The organism is Paenibacillus sp. FSL K6-2441, from assembly GCF_037964765.1.
GTDB lineage: Bacteria > Bacillota > Bacilli > Paenibacillales > Paenibacillaceae > Fontibacillus > Fontibacillus phoenicis.
The window spans coordinates 1,006,331-1,018,689 of the sequence record NZ_CP150174.1; the positions used below are offsets into that span (position 1 = coordinate 1,006,331).

10 protein-coding genes are annotated in these 12,359 nt (G+C 52.2%); 5 read left to right on the top strand and 5 right to left on the bottom strand.

The features are described 5' to 3' along the window. Positions 1-17: 17 nt before the first annotated feature. The gene (locus NSQ80_RS04320) at positions 18-869 is read left to right on the top strand and encodes an SUMF1/EgtB/PvdO family nonheme iron enzyme (RefSeq protein WP_036644892.1); all 852 of its coding nucleotides are present in this window, start codon (positions 18-20) and stop codon (positions 867-869) included. Positions 870-975: 106 nt separating this feature from the next. Beyond that, a complete protein-coding gene (locus NSQ80_RS04325) occupies positions 976-1,683 on the top strand; it encodes a DNA alkylation repair protein (protein WP_009224573.1) in 708 nt (235 codons plus the stop codon). A 158-nt stretch (positions 1,684-1,841) separates the two neighbouring features. Here the strand turns inward: NSQ80_RS04325 and NSQ80_RS04330 are convergent, their stop codons facing one another. From NSQ80_RS04330 to NSQ80_RS04345, 4 genes are all read right to left on the bottom strand, one after another. Further along, a complete protein-coding gene (locus NSQ80_RS04330) occupies positions 1,842-2,039 on the bottom strand; it encodes a hypothetical protein (protein WP_339301511.1) in 198 nt (65 codons plus the stop codon). 143 nt (positions 2,040-2,182) lie between these two features. Then, on the bottom strand, positions 2,183-3,739 hold the full coding sequence (locus NSQ80_RS04335) for a flavocytochrome c (RefSeq protein ID WP_009224575.1): 1,557 nt from the start codon (positions 3,737-3,739) through the stop codon (positions 2,183-2,185). Positions 3,740-3,957: 218 nt separating this feature from the next. Continuing rightward, positions 3,958-5,736, bottom strand: a complete 1,779-nt coding sequence (locus NSQ80_RS04340) for an ABC transporter ATP-binding protein (RefSeq protein WP_009224576.1) — start codon at positions 5,734-5,736, stop codon at positions 3,958-3,960. Next, entirely contained in the window at positions 5,723-7,498 is a 1,776-nt protein-coding gene (locus NSQ80_RS04345; RefSeq protein ID WP_260069729.1) for an ABC transporter ATP-binding protein, read from the bottom strand. The genes NSQ80_RS04340 and NSQ80_RS04345 overlap by 14 nt, the downstream gene beginning before the upstream one ends. A 245-nt stretch (positions 7,499-7,743) precedes the next feature. On the opposite strand from NSQ80_RS04345, the gene NSQ80_RS04350 reads away from it, so the two are divergent. The 3 genes from NSQ80_RS04350 to NSQ80_RS04360 all read left to right on the top strand — a co-directional run bounded on the left by NSQ80_RS04350 (position 7,744) and on the right by NSQ80_RS04360 (position 11,519). Next, on the top strand, positions 7,744-8,337 hold the full coding sequence (locus tag NSQ80_RS04350) for a GNAT family N-acetyltransferase (RefSeq protein WP_339301513.1): 594 nt from the start codon (positions 7,744-7,746) through the stop codon (positions 8,335-8,337). Positions 8,338-8,623: 286 nt separating this feature from the next. Beyond that, positions 8,624-9,778 (top strand): IS4 family transposase, encoded by a 1,155-nt coding sequence (locus tag NSQ80_RS04355; RefSeq protein WP_339302159.1) that lies wholly within the window; start codon positions 8,624-8,626, stop codon positions 9,776-9,778. A 508-nt stretch (positions 9,779-10,286) separates the two neighbouring features. Then, positions 10,287-11,519 carry a DEAD/DEAH box helicase gene (locus NSQ80_RS04360; protein WP_339301515.1) on the top strand — a complete coding sequence of 411 codons (1,233 nt, stop codon included), beginning with the start codon at positions 10,287-10,289 and terminating at the stop codon, positions 11,517-11,519. Positions 11,520-11,593: 74 nt separating this feature from the next. Here NSQ80_RS04360 and NSQ80_RS04365 read toward each other — a convergent pair whose 3' ends face one another. Further along, the gene (locus tag NSQ80_RS04365) at positions 11,594-12,343 is read right to left on the bottom strand and encodes a GTP pyrophosphokinase family protein (protein WP_260069732.1); all 750 of its coding nucleotides are present in this window, start codon (positions 12,341-12,343) and stop codon (positions 11,594-11,596) included. Positions 12,344-12,359 lie beyond the last annotated feature (16 nt).

Consider the following 12,359-nt stretch of genomic DNA (forward strand, 5'->3'; position numbering starts at 1 on the left):
CCTTGAGGAAGCGATACATGAGCATGATCTTGTCCATCACCATCATGGTGCTGGTCTCCGCCTGCTCGCAGGCAGCAATGGGGAGACCGGAGCGGCAGAACGACTCCTTCGTGCTAGTTCAAGGCGGGAGCGTGAAGAACACCCGGTCTAATTTTTATGGCTCGAGCAGGGTACTGGCTGATTTTTATATCGGAAAATATGAAGTGACCCAGAGAGAATGGGTGGAAGTGATGGGCAGCAATCCGTCTCAGTTCCAAGGCGACCAATTGCCGGTGGAGATGGTGAGCTGGTACGACGTGATCGAGTATTGCAATCAGCGGAGCATAAAAGAGGGCTTGAAACCTTTTTACAATATAGATAAGCAAAAAATAGACCCCAACAATCAAAGCGAATACGATCCTGTGAAATGGACGGTCACCATCAATCCGGACGCGAACGGGTATCGGCTGCCGACGGAGGAAGAGTGGGAGTATGCAGCTGGGGGTGGGCAGCACAGCCAAAGCTATAAATACAGCGGAAGCTCGCGTGTGGACGATGTGGCCTGGTATTGGCGGAATGCCGGAGAGGAGTACCTGAGCGGGGACTGGAACTGGCCGATCATTGAGAGTAATCATAGCCGAACCCGGCCTGTTGGCGGCAAGGAGCCCAATGAGCTGGGGCTGTACGATATGTCTGGCAATGTGAGGGAATGGTGCTGGGATTGGTACGGGGACGAGGTGAACCAGAACTATAAGCGTGGCTCATTTCGCGTAGTGAAAGGCGGCGGCTGGATCGGCGATGTCAGCAGCAGCGAGGTGTCGTTTCGCGGCAAGTTTGAAGCGAGCGGCTTTGGCCCGGATCAAGGGTTCCGCCTGGCGCGCAACAAGTAGTTTGGCGAGGACGCTTGGCCTTATTTTGGAATTGAATCAAGCCCTTCTCACGTAGTAAGCTAGGGGGAGAAGAACCCATACGGGATGAAGGGAGCTGGCTCCATAAATGAAGCTGGAAACGGTGATGCAGGAGCTTGAGGCACTCGGTAAGGAGCGCCTGAAAAAAATGTACATGTCCAACGGCGCGCGGGAGCCGCTGTTTGGTGTAGCCACAGGAGAAATGAAGCCGCTGTTCCGGCAGATCAAGATCAATCAGCCCTTGGCTGAGGAGCTTTACGCGACGGGGAATTACGATGCGATGTATTTTGCGGGGATGATTGCGGATCCGAAGGCGATGACGCATGCGGATTTTGATCGCTGGATCGAGGGGGCGTATTTCTATATGCTGTCGGACTTCGTGGTTGCCGTCACCTTGGCGGAGGCGGATATCGCCCAGGAGGTGGCCGACCAGTGGATCGCCAGCGGGGACGAGCTGAAGATGTCGGCGGGGTGGAGCTGTTACTGCTGGCTATTGGGGAGCCGGCCGGACAGCGAATTTGACGAGGGCAAGCTCGCCGGCATGCTGGAAACGGTGAAGAACTCGATTCACGATGCGCCCGAGCGTACGAAATCTGCGATGAATAACTTTGTTTACACCGTCGGGGTTTCTTACCGGCCACTCCACACTCAAGCGGTGGAGACCGCCCAGGCGATCGGCCCGGTCGAGATGAAACGGGGGAAGAAGAAAAGCGCCATTCTGAACGCTTCGGAAAGCATTCAAAAAGCGCTGGATCGCGGGCAACTGGGCTTTAAGCGGAAGTATGTGCGGTGTTGAGATTGGCGGGGAGGGGACACGGAGCTGGTAGCTGTGGGCGTTAGTCCACCGGGTGCATTCTATATGAAAAATCGAATACAATCGGCTAAATTCGGCGATATCGGCGAAATGTATTCGAAAAATCATACAGAATTGGGCCTGATGCGGGTGAAATCGAGCTACACCGGCTTTCCATTCAACGTCGGCGGGTCCTCGGGCTTCATCTCGGGACCGAAATCGTCCGTCGCTGCGGCAGGGTTGCCGTCCTGGTTCCAGGCGTCTTTCGTCATGAAGGCGCCTTTTCGGCCTTCGTTGGTGGAGTCCTTGGCCTTGGCCCGCTGCAGCTGCTGCTGAGTGTAGTCCTCATTTTTGCTCATCTTAGGCACCTCCTTAGGTTTCGTGTATCGTGGGTGGTTATTTAGTATTCCCAAAGATCATTTCCTCAAAAAAGAAAATCCGCCAAAGCTCGAACTCTTTGGAGTCCAAGCCTTGACGGGTCCCTATCTCATGATCGTTCAGCTTATTGCGCCTTCACGAACTCGGCCGCCTTCACGCCGGCCTGACGTCCGAAAATGATAATATCGGCCACGGAGTTGCCGCCGATCCGGTTATCCCCGTGCAACCCGCCGGTAACTTCGCCAGCGGCAAACAGACCTGGGATCGGGTTGCCTTCTTTGTTCAATACTTCTGTGTTGGTGTTGATTTTCACGCCGCCCATGGTGTAGTGGATGCCGGGAGCAATTTTGATGGCATAGTACGGTGCGCCGGACAAATCGTTATCCATCCCGGTGGTTCTGCCGAATTCGGCGTCATTTTGATTCTGAACAGCCGCGTTCCAAGTTTCTAACGTTTGCGCCAAAGCATTTGCCGGTACACCCATCTTTTCGGCCAAAGCTTCAATCGTGTCGCCCTGGAGTACAATGCCCATCTTCTCATATTGTTGGATCGCTTTAGCTCGGGATTTCACACCGGAATCAAAGACAAGGTAGGCGGACTTCTCAGGCAGGGCATTGATCGCGTTGGTCACTTTATCGCGCGTGTCCATTTCATTAAAGAAACGCTTGCCTTCGCTGGAAACAAGGATCGCGCCTTCGCCGCGCACGGCTTCACCGATCAGATAAGATTTCTCCTGTTGAACAGTCGGGTGAACCTGGATCTGATCCATATCAACGGTAACGCCGCCCAATTTCTCAATCATCGTAATGCCGTCGCCGGTGCTGCCAGCTTGGTTGGTCGTGACATATCCCTTTAAGTCCGGTCTAAACTGCGTGATCATTTCCGGATTGGCCCCGTAACCGCCGGTCGCCACGATGACGGCTTTGCCGGTAATCGTTTTTTCTTCGGTATCGTTCAGGACCACCTTCACGCCGTTGACTTTGCCGTCTTGCTGAGTAATCTCCTTGACATTGGCGTTGACGAACAACGGAATGCCTTGTTCTTCAACGTTTCGGACCAGGCCGTCCACCAGGTATTGTCCCACGGCGGAGCCGTCTTCCGGACGGTGCGTGCGTTTTTCGCTCATGCCGCCCGTAATCGTGAGGTTATTCAACCGAATGCCAATGGAATCGAGCCAATCGATCGCGCCTGCGGAATGGTCAACGAAGAAACGCAACAGTTCGGTATCATTTGTATTGTGGCCACCTTTTAGCGTCTCTTCATAGAACTTGTCGTTGCTGTCTTCAATGCCTTGTTCCTTTTGGAATTTCGTCTCCGAGGCGTTCATGCCGGAGGACGATTTCGTCGTGTTACCGCCGGCCACCGGCATTTTCTCGAAGATAACGGGGTTCATACCGTTGGCTTTCGCTTCGAGTGCTGCGGTCATGCCAGCACCGCCTGCGCCGATGATAATGATATCGTAGCTGTCCTTCAATTGATCGTGAGGCGTATAGCTTTTTTCGGATGCGCCGGCTACGGCTTCGGCTTCGTTTTCTTTGGCTTTGTCCGTCTGTCCGCCAGCCTGCGTCTGGTTCTGATCCTGAGCCTGGTTCTGAGGCTCATTCCCATTGTTGCCGCATCCCGCGATGACAAGCATCAAGGATAAGACGAGAATGAGTGCTGCTGTAACTTTCTTTTGCATGATAAACCCTCCACTTCTGTCTATATCGGGGTGCTGTTTCTCTTTCGTTCCCCTTGGAGAGGATAACATAAGGGCATACCATAGTAAGTGAACCATTTCACAATTCGACAAATTTTGATATCCCAGCGTCCGGTACCCAGCGTCCGGTAAAAACAAAAAGGCAACTCCGTCAGCCAGGTTAAATTGGCTTGGCGGAATTGCCTTTATTTTTGCATGATCTATACAGCTTCCATCTTCTGCGCGGTATACAAGCGGTAGTACAGACCACGTTTGGCCATCAGCTCATCATGCGAGCCGGATTCGGCAATCCCCTTGTCGGAGACATACATGATGCGGTCGCAGTTCTTCACCGTCGACAGCCGGTGCGCGATGATAAACGAGGTGCGTCCCTTGAGCAGCTCGTTTAAGCCTTGCTGAAGCAGGCGCTCCGTCTTGGCGTCGATCGAGGAGGTCGCTTCGTCCAGGATCAGAATGCGCGGATCGGCCAGCAGCGTCCGGGCGAACGAGATGAGCTGCCGCTGTCCTTGGGAGAGCTTCGAGCCGCGTTCGTTCACCTCGGTGTAGTACCCTTGCTCAAACTCGCGGATGAACTCGTCCGCGCAGACCGTTTTGGCCGCGGCGATGACTTCCTCCTCGGTGGCGTCCAGCTTGCCGTATCGGATATTATCCATGATCGTACCCGAGAAAATAAAGCTATCCTGCAGCATTATCCCCATCTGGCTGCGCAGCGACTTCAACGTCACTTGAGAGATGTCGTGACCATCGATCAGAATCGCACCTTCGCTCACATTATAGAAGCGCGAGATGAGGTTGACGACCGTGGTCTTGCCCGCGCCCGTCGGTCCGACGAGGGCGATGCTTTCCCCGGCTTTTACCTCGAAGTTCAGGTGCTCCAGAATGTTCAGGCCTGGATCGTAAGCAAACGTAACGTCTTTGAATTGGACGTTGCCCTGCACCGGTGGCAAAGCCTTCGCCCCCGGGACATCGCTGACCGTCACCGGTTCATCCATCGTTTCGAAGATCCGTTCCAGATAAGCGACGGCGTTAATGAAGTTGTTATACAGCTGGGACAGGTTCAGGATCGGTTGCCAGAAGCGGGCCGCATAGTTACTCATCGCAAGGATGACCCCGAAGGTCACGCCTTCCGGACCCATCGCAAGCAAGCCAACCATATAGATCAGCGTCGTGACGATCGTCGCCAGGTTGTCGACGGAGAACGGGATCAGGGCGTTGTAGCGAAGCGCCCGCATCCATTCCTTGCGGTAGTTGCCGGCCAGGCGGGTAAAGATGCCTTCGTTATGCTTCTCGCGGGAGAAAATTTGCGTCACGCCAATCCCGCTGATGCTCTCCTGCAAATACGCGTTCATGTTGGAGCTTTTGTTGGAAACAGCCTGCCATGCCCGGCGCTGCCGGGTTTTGATCAGCAGCATAACGCCGAGGAACACCGGCAATCCGGCCAAGGTGACGAACGACAACCGGACATCCAACGCAAACATAAACACAGCGATAAAGATCAAATTGACGATCTCCAAAATAAAGTTGATGATCCCGTTGGACAAAACGTCCGATACGGCGTTAACGTAGTTGACGACGCGGATCAGGATTTTCCCTTGCGGGCGGTCGTCGTAATATTTAAACGGCAGCTGCTGCAGATGCTTGAACAGATCCGTACGGATATCGAAGATGATATCCTGGCCGACCCGGGTCATGATCCGGGAGCGGATCGTCGCCAGCTCGACGCTGACCACGATCGTGAGCAGCATCAGCGCAGACCACCCGACCAGCGCACCAAACGCTTTCTCCGGAATCGTCACGTCCACAACGTGTTGAATAATGAGCGGCGCCGACAGCGCGATTGCAGCCGACAAGGCGCTCAGCACAAACGCGATGATCATCGGCTTCTGCTGTTTTCGGATGTACACCATGGCACGTTTGAAGTGCTTTATGTCAAAAGGAGACTCCAGATTCTCATCCACATCGAACTTATTTCTGGCCATGGGCGCTCACCGTCCTTCCGATCCCTTCATTTTGAAGCATAAATACATCGTAATAATAGCCGCGTTTCGCGAGCAATTCCGCATGGGTGCCTTCCTCGATCAGCCGTCCGCCGTCCAGGATCAGAATGCGGTCCGCTTCGGCCGTGGTCGACACGCGCTGGGCAATGATCAGCTTCGTGCACGGGAAGTTCAGCTCGCGCAAGCTCTTCTGGATATGCTCCTCGGTTTCCAAGTCAACCGCGGAGGTGGTGTCGTCGAGGATCAGAATCGGTCGGCGCACCGCCAGCGCCCGGGCCAGCGCAATCCGCTGCTTCTGACCGCCGGATAAGCCGACGCCGCGTTCCCCAACGATGGTGTCATACCCTTCCGGCATTTTCGTAATAAAATCATGCGCAGCAGCGAGCCGGGCATACTCTCTCGTTTGTTCCTCCGGCAGCTCGGGATCGCCGTAAGCGATATTTCCGTCGATCGTATCGGAGAACAGCAGCACGTCCTGGGTCGCGATGCCGATGTTGCTGCGGAGCTCATCGAGCTCCAGGTCGCGGACGTCCACGCCGTCAACCAACACTTGCCCGTCGGATACGTCGTAAAAGCGGGGGATCAGGTTTACGAGCGATGTTTTGCCCGAACCGGTTGAGCCCATAATGGCGATCGTTTCCCCCGGATTCACCGAGAAGCTGATATCGTGAAGCACTTCATTGCTGTCATATTTGAAGCTGACATGCTTGAATTCGATCCGTCCTTCGTAACGGCGCTTTTCGATCGCTTTGTGCTCGTTTACGATTTTTGGTTTGGCGTAATAAATTTCTACAATTTTACTTAAGCTGGCGAAGAAACGTTGAATATCGTTAATGATAATGCCGATGTTGCGCATCGGGTTGGATACGGCCCAGATCAATGCGGAGAACGCGGAAAATTCCCCGAAGGTAATCCGTCCCTGCATGACAAAATATCCGCCAGCCAGCATCAGGATCACGTTAAACGCTTGTGCGAACGTCTCCAGATACGGGAAGTAGTCCAGCCACACGAGCGCGGCTTTCTTGTTCGCTTCTGAGAAGTGAATGTTCTTGTCGGTGAACTTTTCAATTTCAAATTCTTCACGGGCAAAGGCTTTAACGACGCGGTTCCCCGAGATGTTCTCTTGGGTGATCGTGTTCAGTTGGGACAACCGCTCGCGCAGATCCACGTACATTGGACGGACCTTTTTCGCGAAGATGTAAGCCACGATGAAGATCGGAGGCGCCAAGATCAGCAGCCACAGCGTCAACACAGCATCAATTGTGAAAAAATAAGCGACGGCCGCAACAAAGATCGTCACCGATTCAATAATCGTCTTGATAATCCACGCCATCGAGTGCCGCACCATGTCCAGGTCCCCGGTCATCTTGGTCATGAGGTCCCCGGTCCGGTTATGGTCATAGTACTCCATATCCTGGCCTTGGATTTTGTTGTAGAGGTAGATGCGGACTTTGTACAGCATATTTTGCGAAGCCTGCTCGTATTGCATCGTCGTCAAATAAGCAAGCCCCGTCCGCAGCAGAGAGAAACCAATCATCCCCAAGCAGAGCATGATCAGCAGTCCCCGTTGCTGCGATAAATTTTCCATCGCATGTTCACCTGTGATAAACGTGTCGACAATGCGTTGGCCTATGTACGGATTGATAATCATGAGCGAGGAGCCCACGACGGAAAGCACCAGCGCCGTGATATATCTGGCCCGGTTGCCCTCCAAATTCTGCCACAGCCATTTGAGTTCAAACAATTCTGATCACCCGTTTCTGTTTGTTGTTGCAAGCTGTCAAATGCAACCCCGTTTTCGCAAATCATCGTGATTATACCACAACCGTTCACAGGTAAAACCCGCATATTCCAGCGTGTTGTCACGTAGGTTAGCGTTTTCGTGATGGGATCGCCTCTTTGCTTTTATTTCGGTAAAATCTTTAGAATATGAAGTGAATAGCTCCGATTTTGCAGGCCGATATGAAAAAAAGTGAAGGAGGGATTGCCATGGTCGAGGATATCGTCATCGTACCGTTAACCGCTGAAGATCGAGAGGAAGCCTGCCGGGTATTCGAGCAGACGATTCCAGAGGCGTTTGCCGCGGAAGGGCTTGGACATTTAATAGAAGATATCCGCGAGGAAATTGAGGGGAAAATCCAGCTGGTGGACGCAGCGCTTGGGGCTGCACCTGGCTTTGATTCACGCGGGGATGGGCCACAAGCGGTGGAGAGCCCTGTCTTTTTCCTCGCTGCGAAGATCGCTCGGGAGGTGGTCGGCATCATTTCCTTTGGCCCTTGCGGGAAGGAAATCAGGGAATGTACCCAGCACGCGTTGGACAATGTTGGCGAGCTGGGGAGCTTGTACGTGCTGTCCGCCTATCAAGGACAAGGCATCGGATCGGCTTTGATCGAGGCGATGGCGAAGGCGCTGCGGGAGCGGGGCATCGAGCGGTTCTGCCTCGACAGCGGCTACAAGCGGGCGCAGCAGAAGTGGCTTCGCAAGTTCGGTGAGCCTTATGCCGTGGCCAAGGACTACTGGGGGCCGGGGCAAGACCATATGGTATGGTTGTGTCAGGTGGAGGACTACGTGGTGCGCAGGTAGGGTTTCCGACTTCACTCGGTGCTGAAATAAGGGTAAAAAGTGGTCTTATTCTTCAAAATCAACACGTTCCTCGTAAAATAAGGCACTAGCGTTGCATTAACTTTTCAAACGATATTTCAAATCAACAATTTACTAAATTTGCAAATTATAGGCTGGTTTTCATGTACAAAAATAAAGAAATCCCCTAATGTTGAGTTGATCCAAAGGTTATCCATCAACCTCTCAACAAAAGGAGATTTCTATGGATAACAGTACAAATTTAAGTGTCATATGTCAATGTCTACAAATGTTAAATATTAATTCTTCCCGAGATAGCGTTTTGGATTATCGTGCTCGCAAGCTTTTTGTCGGTTCTTCCCTACTGCTGTTCATTGAAGCCCAGTTACAGCAACGAGAGTCTTATGCTGAAATGTCCGAGCATCTTGAAGCCAATGAAGATTTTCAAGCGATACTTGGTGGACTTGAAAGCATAAGCCCATCCCAACTCTCGCGGAAAATGAAGAAGCTTCCCCTAGAGAACCTTCACCTGCTTTTCATGCAAGTAACGAGACAAATCCAACAACTAACGGAGAGTAAGCCAGGAATCACGACTAAGATCGGAAAGCTCGCGATCATGGATTCTACTCAAATCACCTTGCCAGCGATTCTTTCCAAATGGGCTTACTGCTCTGCATCCAATCACGGCGTGAAAATGCACACTTCACTTCTAGTCGTCGACGCGAAGACGATGGTTCCAGATAAAATCATCGCCTCAACCAAAGATGTCGCAGACCACGAAGTTGCCCCAAACTTTACGGTCGATAAAGAAGTGACCTATGTGATGGACCGAGGCTATCAGGTGCACAAGCATTTTCAAGCCTGGGTGGACCAAGGGATGAAGTTTGTGGCTCGGGTTAAGGATAATACCCGATTGACGATCCTCAAGGAACGGGCTCTTCCCAAGCGGGGAGATTTCATTCGGGATGCGGATGTAACTCTGCCAGGGCAGCAAATGAAGTTGCGACTCATTGAGTTTCAGGATCAGCAAGGTCGTTTATATCGCCTTGTGACAAGTCGCATGGATTTGTCCGTGCACCAAATTGCAGATGTATATCGGCATCGTTGGCAAATCGAGCTATTCTTTAAATGGATTAAGCAACACCTCCGTTTAGTGAAGCCTCATGGGTACACCGCAGAAGCCATCTGGAACCAGATGTATATCGCGTTGATATCCTATGCTCTGTGCCTGTTGCTACGCCTGAAGCTAGAGTGCAAGCAAACCGTTTGGCAGTTACTTCGATTGATTCGACTCTATGCCGATCGGTCATGGACTAGGCTGCATGAAGCCTTATTCAAAAAGCCCACACGGAGCTCAAAAGGACGAACGAAGCGAAACGGTCGGCCCCCCAAGCAGGCGAACAAATCGATGAAGCCACGAATCATTGTAGAAGTATTGAACTAAATACTTAAATTTTAAAAAATGGGTAACGTGCGGGTCTAATCCCCTCTAAACTTTTTCAAATTTAAGCAAAGTGCGTCTGTAAAATATATACTAATCCGGTTTGTATATACTATATCGTTGTTCTGTATTTGTCTGAATCAAAGCAGAAAGAAGTCTTAATGCAACGCTAGTGAAAATAAGGCCCTAAAATGGCCTTATTGATCTCAAATCGGGCCAATACGGGACATTTCAGCCTCTTTTCCTCCAAATAAGACCCTAAAAGGGCCTTATTTTCTTCATGGAGTGCAAAAGGGCGGAAATAACGCCACAAAAGGGCCTTATCGGAATGCTCTGCCGAAATGAGAACGGTCGGCCATCGCGCATGCACCGAACCGGTCCGATCCAACTCTCCATTTGCCGGGTTACCTGTGAAGTGTTATATTGGTAAGATTGGTGGAACGAGCTTCAAGCCTTGGGCGCTTCCTGCCAAAATTAGCGATTCCGGCAGTAAGGCCGGCAAGGAGTTATTATGCAATTTAAAGAACTGAACCTGATCCCTTCGATCTTAAAAGCGTTGGAGCAGGAAAATTATACGGCACCTACGCCGATTCAACAACAAGCGATCCCGCCGATACTCAGCGGCCAAGACTTGCTGGGTTGCGCGCAGACCGGTACGGGGAAAACCGCAGCATTTGCCATCCCTACACTGCAGTTGCTGCATAAGGATGGCGCCCCGCGTGCAGGCCGGCGGAACATCCGCGCGCTTGTGATCACGCCAACCCGCGAGCTGGCGCTGCAGATTTACGAAAATTTTTGCTCCTACGGCAAGTACCTGCCTCTGAAATGCGCCGTCATCTTTGGCGGCGTGTCGCAGAAACCGCAGGAGGCCGCGCTGCAAAAGGGCGTAGACATTCTGGTGGCCACGCCCGGAAGGCTGAACGATCTCATGCAGCAGAAGCTGATCGATCTGAAGAACGTGGAGCTCCTGATTTTGGATGAAGCGGATCGCATGCTGGATATGGGCTTTATCCACGACGTCAAGAAGATCATCGCCAAGACACCGTCCCAGCGGCAAACCTTGCTCTTCTCCGCCACGATGCCAGATGCGATCGCGCAAATGGCCGATTCCATCCTGAGAAATCCCGTCAAGGTGGAGATTACGCCGGTTTCCTCAACGGTGGACACCATCGGGCAGTATCTGTATTACGTGGACAAGGGCAACAAGAGGGATCTGCTGATTCATCTTTTGAAAGACCCGTCCATCGAATCCGCCATCGTCTTTACGCGGACCAAGCATGGGGCGGACCGGTTGGTGCGCCACTTAACGAAGGCGCAGGTCAGCGCCAAAGCCATCCATGGCGACAAATCGCAAGGCGCTAGGCAGACGGCTTTGCAAGATTTCAAGAATCGCACCTTGCGCGTCCTGGTTGCTACCGATATTGCGGCACGGGGCATCGACATCGACGAGTTGTCCCACGTCATCAACTATGAGCTGCCGAATATTCCCGAAACATACGTCCACCGGATCGGGCGGACCGGCCGGGCCGGACAAAGCGGCGTCGCCATTTCGTTCTGCGATTTTGACGAGAAGCCGTACCTGGCCGATATCGAGAAATTGATCGGAAAGCGGATCCCTGTCATTAAGGAGCACCCTTATCCGATGCAACAGACCGCCTTAGCTCCAAAGCCGGTGCAGCCGGCAAGGGAGTCCAAGAAGCGCACGGAATCCTTGAACACCAAACGTGTAAGACAATCCCGCTAAATGAAGAAGGAGTTGCACCTCCCATCTTGATGATGGTACAGGGCAACTCCTATTCTTGTAGGTCTTCCTAAGGCTCATTCCCCGCCCGACAACAACTTCAGCAGCTTCTGCGGAATGTTGAACTTCTGGTTGTCGATGAGCAACTGGAACTCTTCGGAGGCTTCGACTTGGTGAGCGTGCTTGATTTCCTCCATTTCCTGCTGCAGCTGTTCCATTTTCAAGTCCAGCTCGTAGGCGGTGTCGGCGGCGTTCTTGAGATCCTGGAGCAGACGATCCGGTACGGACTCGTTGTATTTATAGAAAATTTTGTGCTCCAGACTGGCCCAGAAATCCATGGCAATGGTGCGGATCTGAATTTCGACGCACACCATTTCCTCGCCGTCTGACATGAACACCGGCACTTCGACCAGCATGTGCAGGCTTTTGTATCCGTTCGGCTTAGGGTTCTTGATGTAATCTTTGATCGTAAGGATCTTCAGGTCCTTCTGCGCCTGCAGCATTTCGCTGATCCGGTAAATGTCCGAGATAAACGAACAGGTGATGCGAATGCCGGCGATGTCGCGGATACTGCGCTTGATATCCTCTAAGGAGGAAGCGCCGCCTTTGCGGTACAGCTTCTTCATGATGCTTTCCGGAGATTTGATTCTAGACTTCGTATGCTCGATCGGATTGTAGTCGTGGAGAAGCTGAAACTCCTCCTGCAAAATTTCGATTTTTGTCTCCACCTCGTGGAGAGCAAATTTGTACATCATCATAAATCGGGTCAACGACTTCTGCAAGGCCTTCATTTGCTCTAAGGGGTTCACAAAAGATTGATTTATCATTAGGGGCTCCGTCCTT

Coding starts and splice junctions, on each gene's coding strand:
- NSQ80_RS04320 (WP_036644892.1), top strand. CDS start 18: ATGAGCATGATCTTGTCCATCACCATCATGGTGCTGGTCTCCGCCTGC.
- NSQ80_RS04325 (WP_009224573.1), top strand. CDS start 976: ATGAAGCTGGAAACGGTGATGCAGGAGCTTGAGGCACTCGGTAAGGAG.
- NSQ80_RS04330 (WP_339301511.1), bottom strand. CDS start 2,039: ATGAGCAAAAATGAGGACTACACTCAGCAGCAGCTGCAGCGGGCCAAG.
- NSQ80_RS04335 (WP_009224575.1), bottom strand. CDS start 3,739: ATGCAAAAGAAAGTTACAGCAGCACTCATTCTCGTCTTATCCTTGATG.
- NSQ80_RS04340 (WP_009224576.1), bottom strand. CDS start 5,736: ATGGCCAGAAATAAGTTCGATGTGGATGAGAATCTGGAGTCTCCTTTT.
- NSQ80_RS04350 (WP_339301513.1), top strand. CDS start 7,744: ATGGTCGAGGATATCGTCATCGTACCGTTAACCGCTGAAGATCGAGAG.
- NSQ80_RS04355 (WP_339302159.1), top strand. CDS start 8,624: ATGTTAAATATTAATTCTTCCCGAGATAGCGTTTTGGATTATCGTGCT.
- NSQ80_RS04360 (WP_339301515.1), top strand. CDS start 10,287: ATGCAATTTAAAGAACTGAACCTGATCCCTTCGATCTTAAAAGCGTTG.
- NSQ80_RS04365 (WP_260069732.1), bottom strand. CDS start 12,343: ATGATAAATCAATCTTTTGTGAACCCCTTAGAGCAAATGAAGGCCTTG.